This is a genomic window from Pseudomonas sp. 31-12, assembly GCF_003151075.1.
In the GTDB taxonomy this organism is placed as follows: Bacteria; Pseudomonadota; Gammaproteobacteria; order Pseudomonadales; family Pseudomonadaceae; genus Aquipseudomonas.
Genome location: NZ_CP029482.1, coordinates 3,163,190 through 3,180,935 on the forward strand (window position 1 = coordinate 3,163,190; position 17,746 = coordinate 3,180,935).

The 17,746-nt window shown below is 59.4% G+C and carries 13 protein-coding genes; 9 read left to right on the forward strand and 4 right to left on the reverse strand.

Going from position 1 to position 17,746, the window contains the following annotated elements; all coding sequences use genetic code 11:
• Positions 1-39: 39 nt before the first annotated feature.
• The 4 genes from DJ564_RS14970 to DJ564_RS14980 form a co-directional block, all read right to left on the reverse strand.
• A complete protein-coding gene (locus DJ564_RS14970; RefSeq protein WP_109630685.1) occupies positions 40-1,437 on the reverse strand; it encodes a DUF1254 domain-containing protein in 1,398 nt (465 codons plus the stop codon).
• A gap of 8 nt (positions 1,438-1,445) precedes the next feature.
• Positions 1,446-1,673, reverse strand: a complete 228-nt coding sequence (locus DJ564_RS14975) for a hypothetical protein (protein ID WP_109630688.1) — start codon at positions 1,671-1,673, stop codon at positions 1,446-1,448.
• Positions 1,674-1,683: 10 nt separating this feature from the next.
• Positions 1,684-1,809 (reverse strand): hypothetical protein, encoded by a 126-nt coding sequence (locus tag DJ564_RS32410; RefSeq protein ID WP_256597507.1) that lies wholly within the window; start codon positions 1,807-1,809, stop codon positions 1,684-1,686.
• Positions 1,810-2,105: 296 nt separating this feature from the next.
• Positions 2,106-2,531, reverse strand: coding sequence for a YciI family protein (locus tag DJ564_RS14980; protein WP_109630691.1), 426 nt, complete (start codon positions 2,529-2,531; stop codon positions 2,106-2,108).
• A gap of 220 nt (positions 2,532-2,751) precedes the next feature.
• Between DJ564_RS14980 and DJ564_RS14985 the strand changes: the two genes are divergently transcribed.
• From DJ564_RS14985 to DJ564_RS15025, 9 genes are all read left to right on the forward strand, one after another.
• Entirely contained in the window at positions 2,752-5,349 is a 2,598-nt protein-coding gene (locus DJ564_RS14985) for an S-type pyocin domain-containing protein (protein ID WP_109630694.1), read from the forward strand.
• A complete protein-coding gene (locus DJ564_RS14990; RefSeq protein WP_109630696.1) occupies positions 5,346-5,621 on the forward strand; it encodes a bacteriocin immunity protein in 276 nt (91 codons plus the stop codon). The genes DJ564_RS14985 and DJ564_RS14990 overlap by 4 nt, the downstream gene beginning before the upstream one ends.
• Positions 5,622-5,720: 99 nt before the next feature.
• A complete protein-coding gene (locus DJ564_RS14995; protein WP_109630699.1) occupies positions 5,721-7,280 on the forward strand; it encodes an S-type pyocin domain-containing protein in 1,560 nt (519 codons plus the stop codon).
• Between the two features lie 50 nt (positions 7,281-7,330).
• Positions 7,331-7,774, forward strand: a complete 444-nt coding sequence (locus DJ564_RS15000) for a polyketide cyclase (protein ID WP_109630702.1) — start codon at positions 7,331-7,333, stop codon at positions 7,772-7,774.
• A 247-nt stretch (positions 7,775-8,021) separates the two neighbouring features.
• On the forward strand, positions 8,022-8,522 hold the full coding sequence (gene tpx, locus DJ564_RS15005; protein ID WP_010459910.1) for a thiol peroxidase: 501 nt from the start codon (positions 8,022-8,024) through the stop codon (positions 8,520-8,522).
• A 179-nt stretch (positions 8,523-8,701) separates the two neighbouring features.
• On the forward strand, positions 8,702-10,018 hold the full coding sequence (locus tag DJ564_RS15010; RefSeq protein ID WP_109630706.1) for an MdtA/MuxA family multidrug efflux RND transporter periplasmic adaptor subunit: 1,317 nt from the start codon (positions 8,702-8,704) through the stop codon (positions 10,016-10,018).
• Entirely contained in the window at positions 10,015-13,119 is a 3,105-nt protein-coding gene (locus DJ564_RS15015) for an MdtB/MuxB family multidrug efflux RND transporter permease subunit (RefSeq protein ID WP_109630709.1), read from the forward strand. Before DJ564_RS15010 ends, DJ564_RS15015 begins: the two co-directional genes overlap by 4 nt.
• The gene (locus DJ564_RS15020; RefSeq protein ID WP_109630712.1) at positions 13,116-16,223 is read left to right on the forward strand and encodes an efflux RND transporter permease subunit; all 3,108 of its coding nucleotides are present in this window, start codon (positions 13,116-13,118) and stop codon (positions 16,221-16,223) included. Before DJ564_RS15015 ends, DJ564_RS15020 begins: the two co-directional genes overlap by 4 nt.
• Positions 16,220-17,701, forward strand: a complete 1,482-nt coding sequence (locus tag DJ564_RS15025) for an efflux transporter outer membrane subunit (RefSeq protein WP_109630715.1) — start codon at positions 16,220-16,222, stop codon at positions 17,699-17,701. Before DJ564_RS15020 ends, DJ564_RS15025 begins: the two co-directional genes overlap by 4 nt.
• Positions 17,702-17,746: the final 45 nt, after the last annotated feature.

A 17,746-nucleotide genomic window follows, 5' to 3' on the forward strand; every position in this document is an offset into this window, starting at 1 on the left:
CCTACCTGTTTCCCGTCGAAAAGTCCTCGGGTCTTGCCTTCAGTCGCCGATCACAGGGGTCAACAGGGGCATTTCCCATTGGCCGCTGGTGACTTCCGGTTTCGGCAGGTACAGGCGTAATACCCCGAAGAACGGGCCTTCTGGCGCTGGCAGCCAGTTGCTTTGCAAGTCCTTGGGCGGTGCCTCGTTTTGCAGATAAAGGGTCAGGCCACCGTCGGCGTCGAACTTGAGCTCGCGCAGCATCCGCGAGTTGATCAGATAGCGATTGATCGGGTTGGCCACCAGCAATTTGTTTTTGCCGTCGTACATCGTCAGCGACCAGAACGCATCGGCTGGGGGCAGGGCACCTTTGTCGAAATGCAGGGTGTAATCGTGTTTCGAGGCATCGAACGGTTGGCCATCCTTGTCGACGAAATAGCCGATGTAATTCGCCTCTTCGGCCGAGTTGCCGAAGATCCCCATGTTGGCGCCGGCGTAGCGGTACAGGTAATTGCCCTTGAGGTGATCGCGGGTGCCGTAGAAATCGCTGCTGGTGACCTCGTGAGTATCGACTTTGTCTTTCTTGAACCGGGCGAATTCGGCCTTGGCATCACTGATACCGTCTTCCAGGGCCTGGCGTTGTTCCGATGTGAAGTCGTGCAGTCTGAAAGGCATGCCGGCTTCTATACCGATGGTCTTGAAGCGCGCGAGCAGGTCCTGTTCCGCGTCCTGCGCCGGGGCGAAGGCCAGCATGAAATTCAGGTAGCGGAACAGGTCCGGCGTATCGCTCATGGTCGGAGTGGGTTTCGGCCAGGCAATCTTCGGCGCGGCGGGAGGGGCCTTCTTTTTGACGTAGTGGCTCAGCGTTTCGACTTTGTAGCCTTTCTGGACTTTCTTGACCTTGGCCAGGTCCTTTTCATCGAGCAGCTGCGTGCGATACAGGGCGTAGGCAATGTTGGTTTCGCTGCGCAGCATTCGATCCATTTTTATCGGTTGCTGACCCTGCCAGTTGGGGCCTGCGACCATGAAGTGTCCGCCGTTGTTGCCCGTACTGCGGGTGCCCAGGTACGCAAAGTTCTGCGTGTAGGCGTCGATCAATTGCACAGAGTAGTAACGGTGCTCGTCGATGGGCGGCAAGGTCAGCACCACCGGTTCGGCGCGCAGGTCCATCCAGACGAACGAGTAGGGCGTGTCGGCGTTGGGTGTGACGAACGCAGTGTCCTTGGCGGTGAACGCCTTCGCGGTGTTGCCGATCCGGTTGAACGGCGCCTTGAAGTTCGCGCTATTTTTGTCGACCGCCTGGGAGTAGAGGGTTTTGTACATCTCCACCACCGGGAATCCGTACAGGTAGGCTTCCTTGGCGATGCTCCGGGCTTCTTCAGGCGTGGCGGTGAAGTCGGCCCAGGCGCTGGTGCTCAGGGCGAGCGACAGCGCGGTGAGCAACAGGCGGTTATTCATAAAATTCCTTATTGAACCCTTGGGCGTCTTTCCACGGCCGTTGCGTCGTCGTTTGCCGGACGGGACGGCAGATCGATCACCAGCGGACCGGCAGAGAGCCAGGGGATCGCTTCATGGGCCCGTAGACTGTTTTCCAACATCTTGCCGACTCGGGTATCGAGGTCCTGGGCACCGACGCCGCAACTGACGAACATGGTCATCAGGCTGTAGCCGGCCAAGCGAATTGCACCGTGCATAGAGATATCCTCATTTACCGAACGTGACATTGAGCCCGGCGAACAGCGTGAACTGCAGCAGGCCATCGCCTTTGCGCTCCACGGTCCACTGCGGTTCGATGAAGGCGTTGAGAATATTGGCCCCGGATTTCCACACTTTTCCGCCACACAAATCGAGTGGGATGTAATGGGTGTCGTTCCTTACCGTTTACGACGTAATCTCTTTCCTTTCAAGCCTGTAGGACACGTCTGTTGAAGTTAGCAGCTAACTTCGGGTTAGCCAGTCGGTATGAGGGTGCATTGGATTTTTGAACAAGTTTTCGGAGTTTGTTTGTGTACTGGAGTTAATGCGAATCAGGGGGGGTGGTCGCGGACAAGCTCGCGCCGGTAGGAGCGAGGCTTGCCCACGAAGAACGATGATGCAGTGGTGTTCCGTTTAATGCCCTGAACGGTTCAACGCTTTTTCATCTGCTCGCGAATCCGTTCTTCCTGCTCGCGCAGTTGCGGGGTGAACTCTTCGCCGAAATCTTCGGCCCCATATATAGGGCGAATCTCGATCTCAGCTTCGGTACCCGGCATCGGATTGGGGCAGCGTTTGACCCACTCGATCGCTTCCTCTTTCGACTTGACCTCCCATATCCAATAACCGGCGATCAGCTCCTTGGTTTCGGCGAACGGGCCGTCGATGACCGTGCGTTTTTCGCCCGAGAATCGCACCCGGGCGCCTTTGCTGCTCGGTTGCAGGCCGTCGCACTCAATGAGGATGCCGGCCTTGGTCAGCTCTTCGTTGTAATTGCCCATCGCGGTCATCAGTTCCTCGGTGGGCATAACACCGGCCTCGGAGTCCGGGCTGGCTTTCACAATGATCATGAATCGCATGGTCTTGTCTCCGCTGGATTGTGGGTGATTCGCTGTCTAGTCGAATAACCGGGGCCTGAATCGACAACGCTGACGAAAGTTATTTGTACGCGCCAATCTGTTTTCGACTCGCCGCCTGGATAGCTCTCGACTGTCGGTGTAATGGCCACCCTATAACTATGTACCGCACCGGACCACTGCTCCATCGACATGCTGTGCCCTACAGACAAGGAGTGACTGTATGGCACAACAAGTACATAACGATGGAACGTCAGGAAGTGTCGTCATCCGGTCGGGTCCGCCCGCTTCAAGCGGTGGTTCCGGTGGAGGTGGCGGCGGCGGAGGGGTTTCAGGCGGGTTCGGTAAAACCAGCAAGAAAAAGAAGAAGGCCCGAAAGCGGGCCATAGAGGCCGCTCGTCAGGCAAAGGAAAACGAGCGTGTGCAGGCAGGTATTCAAGCGCAAGCCTTGGCGGCTCAAGCTCAAGCTCAAGCTCAAGCAGCCGCGGCACGGGCTCAGGAGCAATCTCGCGTTCAGGCCTTGCACCAATTTCTCAACGGCCTGGCCCAGCGTCATGACGCTATCAGAACCGAGGTGGACCGAAGTTTTGCGGTTAAGGCCAGTCAACTCGCCCCCTCCCTTGAACATGAAATCTCCGGTGTTCGACGACCGCCGGACAGCGGTTCGAGCGAGCGTTGGCAGCTATACACCATCACCAAGGAAAAAAACGAAATTGACGGGCTGATCGCCCGAAAAACCGCAGAGCTCAATGCAAAGAACGCTGTTGCCAGGTCCTTTGATGGACACGATCCATTCACCCGCACTTCGAACGATTACCTGACGCGACTGGGGGCGTTCGGGCAAGCGCTCAATGACGGTCACCAGATCTGGGAAAGCGCTTACAACGCTGCCCACGAAGTGCGGCTTCTATCCGCGCAGATAAACGCGCTCACGGAAAAATCCAATGCGCTTGCCAGACATCATGCCGAGCAGACCGTTGTCTGGCGTGAGCGGGAAGCGGTGTGGGAGGCGCTCCGTCAGTTTTCCGAGCAGCGCGATGCTCGAGTCCGGTTCAAGCAGCAGGCTGATGAAGACTCTCGCGTCGAACGGGTCAGGCGGGTCAACACGCTGACTGTGCCCATGTCGACAACGGCCGCCGGCGGGATGTTTTTGACCCGTGAGGGTGTGCTCGTTGCTCAGGACGTCGCGGCGGCAATCGAGGCTGCTTCCAGAGCTGCGGGCAGGCTCCTTGGCGATTTTGCTCGCATTGCAGCCAGAACAGGACCGGTATTCGTTACTGCCATGGTGTACTCGCCGACGCTTGGCAATGGCGAGCTGACGCCCGAGCAACGCAGGCGCCTGTTCCATTCAGTCGGCGTGCCGGCGCAATCGCTGGGCCTCGCTGACAGCAGCGTCTTGCAATCGATCGCTGATGCGGGCGGATCGGTTGAAATGGCCTATCGGCTCAAAGCCGAAACGGTGCCGGAAGGCACCGCGATCATCGCCGTCAGTACCGGAGGCGGCATTGACGCACAGGTTCCGGTCGTCAATGCAGTGCTCGATCTTCTGACGGGGGCCTATCACGCCGAGATCCCCGGATATCCCGGCAGGCACTTGCAGTTCACTCCAGACGTCCCCTCTCTTCGGACAACGGCGAGTCAATCCGGATTGGCGGTGATCACTGCGCAGGTCCAGAGCATCCCGGAGGGTGTCGATCTACGCATACAGGATTGCATTGTGTGCGTGCCAGGCCTGCCACCGACTTACTTCTCTTTCGGTTTGCCGGCGATGGGATCTGGTGTCGTCACCGGCATCGGTCAACCCGCCGGCCTTGACTGGTGGAAAACAGCCAGCCAAGCGAGCGGTGCAGCTATCCCGGTACAGATTGGCGATCAGTTCCGTGGCCGGGAAGTCAATTCGTTCGGGGCCTTCGATGAAACGCTGTGGCGAACAGTTGGCGAGTACCCGGCCCTTGTCGCCGAATTCGATGAGGTGAACAAAAAACGCCTCGAGCAAGGCTTTGCACCCTATGCCCCGAAAAACACCTGGGTCGGTGAGCGGCGTGAATTCGAGTTGCGTTATCAAACGCTCGCAGAGCTTGGCGAAAACCCGTTCAACCTCGACAAAATCAGCATTACTACTCCGCAAAGCAGCCAAGGACGGCTGGGCATAACACCGGCAATTTTGCCTTGGCCAATACGTCCTGTTGGCGTCGGTACCTGGATACCCCTCGTTCCACCGGGGATCGAACACCTCGGTCCTACAACTTCACCGGTCATACCGTCGATTCCTGCGGTTTATCCCGGTACTCCGGCCATCCCGGTCCTACCTCAAAACGAGACGTTTCCGGCTGTTGATCAAGGTCTGGTCGGTGGCAGTATTCCCGGGTTCCCGGCGGACATGGAGTTGCCTTCGTCGGATGTTCTGTTTCTTGACCGGCGGGATGATCCGGGTGTCGCAACCGGGGTTGGGCAGTCGGTGTCAGGAGTCTGGCTGGGTGCAGCCGCTCGTGGGGAGGGAGCGCCTATTCCTTCGCATATTGCGGATCAGTTAAGAGGACGGGAGTTTGCTAACTTTCATCGATTCAGGGAGGCTTTTTGGAAGGCAGTGGCCGCTGACTTAACTTTAAGTACTCAATTCCATGCCACAAATTTAAGGTTTCTGCGCAAGGGCACTGCGCCATTTCCTATCGGAAATGATCAGTACGGAGGTCGAGTGAAATACGAGCTCCATCATCAGATAGAGATTGCGCAAGGAGGGGCGGTGTACGACATGGATAACATTGTCGTAATGACGCCGAGACGACACGTTCTCGTACATAAGGGTGGTCAGCACCTATGAAAAACTATTCACGTATCGAAGATTACACAGAGTCTGAGTTTCTGGAATTTCTTAGAGAACTATTTGATGGTGGAGAGGATTTGACGGCTGATGAGTTTGATCAATACATGATCGAGCGCATCAAGCATTTCGAGACGATCACAGAACACCCAGACCGCTCAGACGTCATTTTCTACCCCAAGGAAGGCCAGGAAGACAGTCCCGAAGGCATCCTGAAAGCAGTCAAGGAATGGCGCGCACTCAATAACAAACCCGGCTTCAAGCCGGAGTAATGCAGTCACCTCGAGCGAAAAACCATCTGCTCATCATTAATGAGCAGATGCATCTATCTTGCAGCTGTTAAGTGTCTTCTCTACAAGGAAAAACCAGGGATGGAACTCAAAGCAACACTCAAGGATTACACCGAGCCGGAATTCCAGGCGTTGGTGAACAGAATATGGGCCGTCGATTTGCCTAAAGTGGACCATGACCGACTCATCAACCACTTCGACCGGATCGTCGGCCACCCCAAAGGCGCAGATCTGTTGTTCTACCCTGCAGAGGACGATTACAACGGTCACACCACGGGCTCGGTTGTGTACTACGTCAAAGACTGGCACCACAAGAAAGGGCAGCCTGCATTCAAGGGTGAGGGCATCCCCATGCCGAGCTCCAATGCCAATTGGCCGTCCACTCCGATGACGTTTGCCCAAGTGACGCAACTGCGCATCGCTCAAAGTCTGGCAGCGGCACAAAAAGTCGTCATAGACGTGGCAACTTCCCAGAATGATGTTGAGCCAGCGTTAAGCCTTTTAGAGCGCCGTATCAAGCATCTGCGCAGCCAACAGAACGCTGAAGTGGACATCCGTGGGCGTGAGGCGGACATCCGCAGCCTCGAAATCGCTGAATTTGATACACGTCTGGTGGTCAGGCGCTACGAGTTCTGGGAAATGAGGCTCAAGTTCAAAAGGGACGCTGCCCAACGCGATTTGACTTATGGCCGCGCCGAGCAAGCACAGTGGCAAAACATCGCCCAGTTGATCACTGCCACTGAGTCTCGGTATCTGGCGACGTTGAGCGTCGTCAGGCAGCGCCTGAATCACCTGCAAATCGAGGCTGAAACGTTACTGATCAATGCGCAAACCCAACTGGTACGCCAACGCTATCAGGGAGGAGTGGGTCCCGTTCAGACCCCGGGCCTTTTGTTGGCGTCACTGGGCCACGTCAATTCGCGGCCCGGCGTCTGGATCGATGGGGCGCTTTCACAACCAATGGAAATTTACCGGATCGCTCTGCAAAAATCGGTGCGTTCTGCGGTGGCAGAATTTACCTGGCAGATCACCTCCCGTACCGAAGCCCATCAGGGTCAATACGCGGCGGTTCTACGAATGGAATTTTCAAGTCGCGCCGAGGTTGGCAGGTATGCGGTGTGTGTGCCTTTGCACGAGTTCCAGCCCATCGAGGGGCATGATTGGCACGACCTTGCAGCAAACGCGGCAGACGTGGACATTGCTTTCAGGATGATCAGCGGTACATACGATGTTCCCGCAGGGACGCTGTCTCAAGGCGTGAGATTGATAAGCACGCTGTTACAGGTGGCCATAACGCCAACGAATGGCAACACCTTGTCGTCCAAAGTGAAGGTGCGCCCCGCGGTCTGGAAGGACACCATGCAAGCTTACTGTTTCACCGCCGATGGACCGGCCCCGGTCACTGTCAGCTGGCGCGCACCTGCGGCGCTTGAAACCACACCGGACCAGGGGTCGACCACCGAGTATCGCCTGGGGTTTTTGCAATCTCCGCCTGTTCCGTTATTGGAGCCATTTGATGGCACGAGCGAGATCAAATTCGATGACTACATCGTTGTCTTCCCGGCAGGCTCCGGGGTGGACCCGCTTTACGTCATGTTCCGGGACAGAAGAGAGTTTCCGACCCCCGAAACCATAAATTGATGTGCCTGCCACGCTTGCCACTTCACTTCCTGCCAAACAATGGAATGCAAATGCCTGTGTTGCAAATTACTACGCTCATCCCCGGCCGGACACCGGCGCAAGTCCTCGATTACTGCCTGGAAGGCGTCAACTTTCCGAAGATCTTCCCGGGGCGGGTGACGCTATTAAGCAATATCGACTTAAGCAATCTTCGAATCGAAGCCGGGCGCCAGTTCCGTTTTCGACACTGGATGTTCAATTTCATACCTGCCGATTGGACCGTGGTGATTCGCGAGGTTGGCGAGCATCATTTCATCGATGAAATGCTCAAGGGACCAATGGCTGCCTTTCGTCATGAACACCGGGTGGAGACGGGAGAGGGCGGTACGCTGTACACCGATCATGTGACGTATTCGGCTTTCGGTGGCGCGTTGACAGAGGCGCTACTGGTAAATGCGTATATGCGCCGGATCTTCGAGGCGCGACACCGCAATATGTTGCGGTTGCTGGCCTGACCCCGACCCTGTGGACCTTGTGGCGAGGGGGCTTGCCCCCGTTGGGTCGCGAAGCGGCCCCATAGCCGAAGTTCAGGGGACTGCTGCGCAGTCCAACGGGGGCAAGCCCCCTCGCCACAAAGGCTCGCTCCCATCAGGGATTTGGGTTGTATACAAGTTTTGTACAGGGGATAGGTCGTCGGACCATTTCGTGGTTAACTTCGGCCTCTTCAAAATTCTCCACAACAACGTCAGAAGGACTCCGTTCATGGCTCAAGTCACTCTTAAAGGCTCCCCGGTTCAAGTCAACGGCCAATTGCCACAAGCCGGTTCCAAGGCGCCAGCCTTTTCCCTGGTTGCCGGCAATCTGTCCGACGTGACCCTGGCGAACTTCGCCGGCAAGCGCAAAGTGCTGAACATCTTCCCAAGCGTCGACACTCCGACCTGCGCCACTTCGGTCCGCAAGTTCAACGCCCAGGCCAACGACATCGCCAACACCGTGGTGCTGTGCATCTCGGCTGACCTGCCGTTCGCTCAAGCACGCTTCTGCGGCGCCGAAGGCCTGGAAAACGTTCAGAACCTGTCGACCCTGCGCGGTGCCGAGTTCATCGAGAACTACGGCGTGGCCATCGCTGATGGTCCTCTGAAAGGCCTGACTGCCCGTGCGGTCGTGGTACTGGACGAAAACGACAACGTGCTGCACAGCGAACTGGTCAAGGAAATCGCTGAAGAGCCGAACTACGAAGCGGCACTGGCCGTTCTGAAATAAGTAAAGCATTACAATTGTTAACGGCCTGGCCCTGTCCAGGCCGTTTTCATTTGTGCTTCAGTGTCTTAGATAAATCTCCTGTTACGTAAGCCGAAGGTAAATTGCCGGTAAAGGCGCTTTGCTTAATACCCACCAGTGCTTATCGTTCAGCCTCCTGTAGAAAGAAGCTCACGCGCCCAATGGTTGATCATTCCATGCAATCCTCCGCTTCCCGTAAACCTCGTCGCTGGCTCCTCGGCCTGCTTGTCCTGTTGGTCATCGCTGGCCTTTGCTGGAAATTCTGGCCCGCCGGTACTGCCAACAAGGACGGCGCTGCGCCGAAAGCCGTGGCCGGCCACACCGGCAAGTCGGGGGGGATGCGTCCGGGCTTCGGCGGGGCGACCGGGCCGATCCCGGTGCGCGTGGCGCCGGCGGTCAAGGGAGATTTCCCGTTGTACTACAAGGCGTTGGGCACCGTTACCGCGCTGAACACCATCAATGTGCGCAGCCGGGTGGGCGGCGAACTGATGAAGATATCTTTTGAAGAAGGGCAGATGGTCAAGGCCGGCGATCTGCTGGCGGAAATCGACCCGCGCCCATACCAGAACGCCTTGCTCCAGGCCGAAGGCACGCTGCTGCAGAACCAGGCACAGTTGAAAAACGCTCAGGTTGACGTCGAGCGTTATCGTGGCCTGTTCAAGGAAGACAGCATCGCCAAGCAAACCCTGGACACCGCCGAAGCACTGGTCGGTCAGTACCAGGGCACGGTCAAGACCAACCAGGCGGCGGTCAACGACGCCAAGCTCAATCTCGAATTCACCAAGATCCGCGCGCCGATTGCCGGACGCGTGGGCCTGCGACAGCTGGACGTCGGCAACCTGGTAGCCGCCAACGACACCACGGCACTGGCGATCATCACCCAGACCCAGCCGATCAGCGTCGCCTTCACCTTGCCGGAAAACAGCCTCGACGTGGTCCTGGCGCGCTATCGCACCGGCGCCAAGCTGCCGGCCGAAGCCTGGGACCGTGGCGACACCAAGTTGCAGGCCACCGGCGTGTTGCAGAGCCTGGACAACCAGATCGACGTGACCACCGGCACCCTGAAATTCAAGGCGCGCTACGAGAACCGTGATCAGGCGCTGTTCCCCAATCAGTTCGTGAATGTCCACTTGCTGGCCGACACCTTGAAAGACGTGGTGCTCGCACCTTCCGCGGCGATTCAGTTTGGCACCAACGGCACCTTCGTCTACGCCCTGGACGGCGACAAGAAAGTCGCGATCCGTCAGTTGAAAGTCGGCGCCAGTGACGGTGAAAACACCGTGATCACTGAAGGCCTGGCCCCCGGAGATCGAGTGGTCCTGGAAGGCACCGACCGCTTGAAGGAAGGCAGCGAAGTGGAAGTGGTCAACGACACCAAGGACGTACCGACCACCCCGACCGGCCACCTGCAAGGCAAATCGGCGGCCAGCTCGACTGAGCCGGCGACCACCGACAAGGCGAAAAAGGGCGGCGCATGAACATCTCGCGGCTGTTCATCCTCCGCCCGGTCGCCACTACGCTGAGCATGCTGGCCATTATCCTGGCCGGCGTGATCGCCTATCGGCTGCTGCCGGTGTCGGCATTGCCTCAGGTGGATTACCCGACCATCCGCGTCATGACGCTGTATCCCGGCGCCAGCCCGGACGTCATGACCAGCGCCGTGACTGCGCCGCTGGAGCGTCAGTTCGGGCAGATGCCCGGCCTGACCCAGATGGCGTCGACCAGCTCTGGCGGCGCATCGGTGCTGACCCTGCGTTTCAGCCTCGACATCAACATGGACGTCGCCGAGCAGCAGGTGCAGGCCGCGATCAACGCCGCGACCAATCTGCTGCCCAAGGACCTGCCGGCGCCGCCGGTGTACAACAAGGTCAACCCGGCGGATACCCCGGTGTTGACCTTGGCCATCACCTCTAAAACCATGTTGTTGCCCAAGCTCAATGATTTGGTCGATACGCGCATGGCGCAGAAAATCGCCCAGATCAGCGGCGTCGGTATGGTCAGCATTGCCGGCGGCCAGCGTCAGGCGGTGCGGATCAAGGTCAACCCGGAAGCGTTGGCGGCCAATGGCTTGAACCTGTCGGACGTGCGCACCCTGATCGGCGCGTCCAACGTCAACCAGCCCAAGGGCAACTTCGACGGCCCGACCCGGGTGTCGATGCTCGATGCCAACGATCAACTGACCTCGCCCAAGGACTACGCCAACCTGATCCTGGCCTACGCCAACGGCGCGCCGTTGCGCCTCAGGGACGTGGCCGAGATCGTCGACGGCGCAGAAAACGAACGTCTGGCAGCGTGGGCCAATGAAAACCAGGCCGTGTTGCTGAACATTCAGCGTCAACCCGGGGCCAACGTCATTGAAGTGGTCGACCGGATCAAGGCCTTGCTGCCGAGCATCACCGACAACCTGCCGGCCGGTCTCGACGTTACGGTCCTCACCGACCGCACCCAGACCATCCGCGCCTCCGTCACCGACGTGCAACACGAATTGCTGATCGCCATCGCCCTGGTGGTGATGGTGACGTTCCTGTTTCTGCGTCGGGCCAGTGCCACGATCATTCCGTCGGTGGCTGTGCCGCTGTCGCTGATCGGCACCTTCGGCGTGATGTACCTCGCCGGTTTCTCGGTCAATAACCTGACCTTGATGGCCCTGACCATCGCCACCGGTTTCGTGGTGGACGATGCGATTGTGATGCTGGAGAACATTTCCCGGTTTATCGAAGAAGGGGATAGTCCCCTGAATGCCGCGCTCAAGGGCGCCAAGCAGATCGGCTTCACCCTGATTTCCCTGACCCTGTCGCTGATCGCGGTACTGATTCCGTTGCTGTTCATGGCGGACGTGGTGGGGCGGCTGTTCCGCGAGTTCGCCATTACCCTGGCGGTGGCGATCCTGATTTCCCTGGTCGTGTCCCTGACCCTGACGCCGATGATGTGCGCACGCTTGCTCAAGCGTGAACCCAAGGAAGAAGAACAGGGTCGTTTCTACCGCGCCAGCGGCGCGACAATTGATTGGATGATCGCGGCTTACGGGCGCAAGTTAAAGTGGGTTCTCAAGCATCAACCACTGACATTGCTGGTGGCGATCGGTACCTTGGCGCTGACGGTGTTCCTGTACATGGTCGTGCCCAAGGGCTTTTTCCCGGTGCAGGACACGGGCGTTATCCAGGGCATCTCCGAGGCGCCGCAGTCGATTTCCTTTGCGGCGATGAGCGAGCGTCAGCAGGAACTGGCCAAGGTCATCCTGACGGATCCGGCGGTGGAAAGCCTGTCGTCCTACATCGGCGTCGACGGTGACAACTCGACCCTCAACAGCGGTCGGCTGCTGATCAACCTCAAGTCCCACAGCAACCGCGACCTGAGTGCCACCGAAGTGATCGCGCGCCTGCAACCGGAGCTGGACAAGCTGGTCGGCATTCGTCTGTTCATGCAGCCGGTGCAGGACCTGACTATCGAAGACCGCGTCAGCCGCACGCAATACCAGTTCAGCATGTCGTCGCCGGACTCCGAGTTGCTCAGCCTGTGGAGTGGTCGTCTGGTCGACGCACTGGCACAGCGACCGGAGTTGACCGACGTTGCCAGCGACTTGCAGGACAAGGGCTTGCAGGTCTATCTGGTGATCGACCGCGATGCAGCGTCGCGGGTCGGTGTATCGGTGTCGAACATCACCGATGCGCTGTACGACGCCTTCGGCCAGCGGCAGATTTCAACTATTTACACCCAGGCCAGCCAATACCGCGTAGTGCTGCAATCGCAGTCCGGCGAGAAGATTGGCCCGGACGCGTTGAACCAGATTCACGTCAAGACCACCGACGGCGGGCAAGTGCGCCTGTCCAGCCTGGCGCACATCGAGGAGCGGCAGGCGCAGTTGGCGATCACGCATATCGGCCAGTTCCCGGCGGTGATGATGTCGTTCAACCTGGCACCCGGCGTGGCGCTGGGGCATGCGGTGGAAATCATCGAGCAGGTGCAGAAAGACATCGGCATGCCGATTGGCGTGCAGACTCAGTTCCAGGGCGCGGCCGAGGCGTTCCAGGCCTCGTTGTCGAGCACCTTGCTGCTGATTCTGGCGGCGGTGGTGACCATGTACATCGTGCTCGGCGTGCTCTACGAGAGCTACATCCACCCGATCACCATTCTCTCGACCTTGCCCTCGGCGGCGGTCGGCGCCTTGCTGGCGCTGCTGCTGAGCGGCAATGACCTGGGGATGATCGCGATCATCGGCATCATTTTGCTGATTGGCATTGTGAAAAAGAACGCGATCATGATGATCGACTTCGCCCTGGACGCTGAACGCAACCAGGGCATGGACCCGGAAACAGCGATCTATCAAGCGGCGCTGTTGCGTTTCCGGCCGATTTTGATGACCACGTTGGCCGCGTTGTTTGGCGCGGTGCCGTTGATGCTGGCCACCGGTTCCGGCGCGGAATTACGCCAGCCGTTGGGTCTGGTGATGGTCGGCGGTTTGCTGGTGAGCCAGGTGCTGACGCTGTTCACCACGCCGGTGATCTATCTGTATTTCGACCGCCTCGGCCGACGCTGGGGTCGCAAGTCTGAAGCCGCGGAAGCGGTCGAGCAGCCATGAACCTGTCCGGACCTTTCATCAGGCGCCCGGTCGCGACCATGCTGCTGAGCCTGGCGATCATGCTGCTGGGCGGCGTGAGCTTCGGCCTGCTGCCGGTGTCGCCGTTGCCGCAGATGGATTTCCCGGTGATCGTCGTCCAGGCCAGCCTGCCGGGCGCCAGTCCTGAAGTGATGGCCTCGACCGTGGCGACGCCGCTGGAGCGCTCCTTCGGCGCCATCGCCGGCGTCAACACCATGAGCAGCCGCTCCAGCCAGGGCTCGACCCGGGTGATTTTGCAGTTCGACCTCGACCGCGACATCAACGGCGCGGCCCGGGAAGTGCAGGCGGCGATCAACGCCTCGCGCAACCTGCTGCCGAGCGGGATGCGCAGCATGCCGACCTACAAGAAGGTCAACCCGTCCCAGGCGCCGATCATGGTGCTGTCGCTGACCTCCGACGTACTGGAAAAAGGCCAGCTCTACGATTTGGCCTCGACCATTCTTTCCCAGAGCCTGTCCCAGGTGCAGGGCGTCGGTGAAGTGCAGATCGGCGGCAGCTCCTTGCCGGCGGTGCGCATCGAACTCGAACCCCAGGCGCTCAACCAGTACGGCGTGGCCCTGGACGATGTGCGCAACACCATCGCCAACGCCAACGTGCGCCGGCCCAAGGGCTCGGTCGAAGACGGCCAGCGGTTGTGGCAGGTGCAGGCCAACGATCAACTGGAAAAAGCCAAGGATTACGAGTCGCTGATCATCCACTACGCGGACGGCGCCGCGTTGCGCCTGAGGGACGTGGCCAAGGTCAGCGATGGCGTTGAGGACCGCTACAACAGCGGCTTCTTCAACAATGACGCGGCGGTGCTGCTGGTGATCAACCGCCAGGCCGGCGCCAACATCATCGAGACGGTCAACGAAATCAAGGCGCAGTTGCCAGCGTTGCAGGCGGTGCTGCCGGCCAGCGTCAAATTGAACCTGGCAATGGACCGGTCACCAGTGATCAAGGCGACCTTGCACGAAGCGGAAATGACTCTGCTGATCGCCGTGGCGCTGGTGATTCTGGTGGTGTTCCTGTTTCTCGGTAACTTCCGCGCCTCGCTGATTCCGACCCTGGCGGTGCCGGTGTCGCTGGTCGGCACCTTTGCGGTGATGTACCTCTATGGGTTCTCCCTGAACAATCTGTCGCTGATGGCGCTGATCCTGGCCACCGGACTGGTGGTGGATGACGCCATCGTGGTGCTGGAGAACATTTCCCGGCACATCGATGAAGGCGTACCGCCGATGAAGGCCGCCTACCTGGGGGCTGAGGAAGTCGGCTTTACGTTGCTGTCGATGAACGTCTCGCTGGTGGCGGTGTTCCTGTCGATCCTGTTCATGGGCGGGATCGTCGAAAGCCTGTTCCGCGAGTTTTCCATCACGTTGGCGGCGTCCATCGTGGTCTCGCTGATAGTCTCATTGACACTGACGCCGATGCTTTGCGCCCGTTGGCTCAAGCCGCACACGCCGGGGCAGGAAAACCGTTTGCAGCGCTGGAGTCAGCGGGCCAACGAGTGGATGGTCGCAAAATACGCGACCAGCCTCGACTGGGTATTGCGTCACCGCCGGTTGACTTTGCTCAGCCTGATCGTGACGGTCGGCGTTAACATCGCCCTGTATGTCGTTGTTCCTAAAACTTTTATGCCGCAACAGGATACCGGTCAACTGATCGGTTTCGTGCGCGGCGACGACGGTCTGTCGTTCAGCGTGATGCAGCCGAAAATGGAAATCTTCCGCCGCGCCGTGCTCAAGGACGACGCGGTGCAAAGCGTCGCCGGTTTCATCGGCGGCACCAGCGGCACCAACAACGCCTTCATGCTGGTGCGCTTGAAACCGATCAAGGAACGCAACATTTCCGCGCAGAAAGTCATCGAGCGCCTGCGTAAGGAAATGCCCAAGGTCGCTGGCGCGCAATTGATGCTGATGGCCGATCAGGACCTGCAATTCGGCGGCGGTCGTGAACAAACCACGTCGCAGTATTCCTACATCCTGCAAAGCGGCGACCTCGGTGATTTGCGCGAGTGGTACCCGAAAGTCGTCACCGCTCTGAAAGCGTTGCCGGAGCTGACGGCGATCGATGCCCGTGAAGGGAGAGGGGCTCAGCAAGTGACCCTGATCGTCGACCGCGATCAGGCCAAGCGCCTTGGTGTCGACATGGACATGGTTACCTCGGTATTGAACAACGCGTACAGCCAGCGGCAGATCTCGACGATTTACGACAGCCTCAACCAGTACCAAGTGGTGATGGAGGTCAATCCGAAATACGCCCAGGACCCGATTACGCTCAAGCAGGTGCAGGTGATCACCGCCGACGGCGCGCGGATTCCGCTGTCGACCATTGCCCATTACGAAAACAGCCTGGAAGACGACCGGGTCAGCCACGAAGGCCAGTTCGCCTCCGAAAGCATTGCCTTCGACATGGCGGAAGGCGTCACGGTGGAGCAGGGCAGTGCCGCCATTGAGCGCGCGATTGCCAAGGTCGGCCTGCCGGAAAGTGTGATCGCGAAAATGGCCGGCACCGCCGATGCCTTTGCGGCCACGCAGAAGAGCCAGCCGTGGATGATTCTCGGCGCACTGGTGGCGGTGTATCTGGTGCTGGGTGTGCTGTATGAAAGCTACATCCATCCGCTGACCATCTTGTCCACGTTGCCGTCGGCCGGGGTCGGCGCGTTGCTGTCGATTTATGCGCTGGGTGGTGAGTTCAGCCTGATTTCGTTGCTCGGGTTGTTCCTGCTGATCGGCGTGGTGAAGAAAAACGCCATTCTGATGATCGACCTGGCGCTGCAATTGGAGCGTCATCAGGGCATGGCTCCGCTGGAGTCGATTCGCAGTGCTTGCCTGCAACGTCTGCGGCCAATTCTGATGACCACCCTGGCGGCGATCCTCGGCGCGTTGCCGTTGCTGCTGAGCCGTGCCGAAGGGGCGGAAATGCGTCAGCCGCTGGGTCTGACCATCATTGGCGGGCTGATCTTCAGCCAGGTGTTGACCCTTTACACCACCCCGGTGGTTTACCTCTATCTCGATAAACTGCGCCATCGCTTCAACAAATGGCGTGGAGTGCGTACCGATGCTGCTCTGGAAACTCCGCTATGACTGACCGTTCGCTTATCAATCTGGCCACGCCGTTGGCCGCAGCCCGGGGCTCGCGCTTGCTGAGCCTGGCGCTGTGCGTGGCGATGCTCAGCGCTTGCGCTGTCGGCCCGGACTACCAGCGCCCGCCAGCCGCCGCGCCGGTGCAATACAAGGAAGCCGCCGGCTGGCGTCAGGCCAGCCCGAGTGATTCCCTGGCCCGCGGCGCCTGGTGGGAGTTGTATGGCGATCAGCAGCTCAATGGCCTGATCGAAAAACTCAACAGCTCCAACCAGACCGTCGCCCAGTCTGAAGCCCAGTACCGTCAGGCCCAGGCCTTGGTGCGCAGCGCCCGGGGTGCGTTTTTCCCGACGGTGGATCTGACCGTCGGGAAAAACCGCTCCAGCCAGGGCACCGGCAGCAGCAGTTCAAGCCTGACCAGTTCCTCCAGCGGTATTCGTGACACCTACACCGCGCAGGCCGGGGTCAGTTGGGAGGCGGACATCTGGGGCAAGTTGCGCCGAGGCCTTGAAGCCGACACCGCCAACGCCGAGGCCAGTTTTGCGGATCTGGCGGCGATGCGCCTCAGCCAGCAATCGGAGCTGGTACAGAACTACCTGCAACTGCGGGTGATTGACGAACAAAAGCGCCTGCTGGAAGCGACCGTCGAGGCCTATCAGCGCTCGCTGAAAATGACCGAAAACCAGTACCGCGCCGGCGTCTCCGGCAAGGACGCGGTGGCCCAGGCGCAAACGCAGCTCAAAAGCACCCAGGCGGACATGGTCGACCTGATCTGGCAACGTGCTCAGTTCGAAAACGCCATTGCCGTGCTGATCGGGCTACCGCCAGCCGAGTTCGACCTGGCCGAAACCAAGAATATTCCGGCGTTGCCCGAAGTACCGCTGGGCCTGCCTTCGCAGTTGCTCGAGCGTCGCCCGGACATCGCTTCCGCCGAGCGTTCGGTGATGGCGGCCAACGCCAACATCGGCGTGGCCAAGGCCGCCTACTACCCGGACCTGACCCTGAGCCTGAACGGCGGTTATAGCAGCAGCACCTATGCCAACTGGATCAGCGTGCCGAACCGCTTCTGGTCGGTGGGGCCACAACTGGCCATGACCCTGTTCGATGGCGGCCAGCGATCTGCCGAGGTCGATCGCAGCGAGGCCGCTTACGACGAAACCGTCGCCAAGTACCGCCAGACCGTGCTCGATGGTTTTCGCGAGGTGGAAAACTACCTGGTGCAACTCAAGGTGCTGGAAGACGAAGCCGGCGTGCGCCAGGAAGCACTGGATGCCGCGCGTGAATCCCTTCGTTTGACGCAAAACCAGTACAAGGCCGGGGTGATTGCGTACCTGGACGTGGTGGTTGTCCAGGCCACCGCGTTGAGTAATGAACGCAGCGTGTTGAGCCTGTTACAGAGTCGGTTGATTGCCAGTGTGCAGCTGATTGCGGCGCTGGGTGGTGGCTGGGACGGAGCGCTCCAGGTAAGCGAAAACAAGTAGAGCAACCCTGTGGCGAGGGAGCTTGCTCCCGCTCGGCTGCGCAGC

Excerpts from the sequence above, each read along its gene's own strand:
- DJ564_RS14970 (WP_109630685.1), bottom strand. The coding sequence starts at position 1,437 with ATGAATAACCGCCTGTTGCTCACCGCGCTGTCGCTCGCCCTGAGCACC.
- DJ564_RS14975 (WP_109630688.1), bottom strand. The coding sequence starts at position 1,673 with ATGCACGGTGCAATTCGCTTGGCCGGCTACAGCCTGATGACCATGTTC.
- DJ564_RS14980 (WP_109630691.1), bottom strand. The coding sequence starts at position 2,531 with ATGCGATTCATGATCATTGTGAAAGCCAGCCCGGACTCCGAGGCCGGT.
- DJ564_RS14985 (WP_109630694.1), top strand. The coding sequence starts at position 2,752 with ATGGCACAACAAGTACATAACGATGGAACGTCAGGAAGTGTCGTCATC.
- DJ564_RS14990 (WP_109630696.1), top strand. The coding sequence starts at position 5,346 with ATGAAAAACTATTCACGTATCGAAGATTACACAGAGTCTGAGTTTCTG.
- DJ564_RS14995 (WP_109630699.1), top strand. The coding sequence starts at position 5,721 with ATGGAACTCAAAGCAACACTCAAGGATTACACCGAGCCGGAATTCCAG.
- DJ564_RS15000 (WP_109630702.1), top strand. The coding sequence starts at position 7,331 with ATGCCTGTGTTGCAAATTACTACGCTCATCCCCGGCCGGACACCGGCG.
- tpx (WP_010459910.1), top strand. The coding sequence starts at position 8,022 with ATGGCTCAAGTCACTCTTAAAGGCTCCCCGGTTCAAGTCAACGGCCAA.
- DJ564_RS15010 (WP_109630706.1), top strand. The coding sequence starts at position 8,702 with ATGGTTGATCATTCCATGCAATCCTCCGCTTCCCGTAAACCTCGTCGC.
- DJ564_RS15015 (WP_109630709.1), top strand. The coding sequence starts at position 10,015 with ATGAACATCTCGCGGCTGTTCATCCTCCGCCCGGTCGCCACTACGCTG.
- DJ564_RS15020 (WP_109630712.1), top strand. The coding sequence starts at position 13,116 with ATGAACCTGTCCGGACCTTTCATCAGGCGCCCGGTCGCGACCATGCTG.
- DJ564_RS15025 (WP_109630715.1), top strand. The coding sequence starts at position 16,220 with ATGACTGACCGTTCGCTTATCAATCTGGCCACGCCGTTGGCCGCAGCC.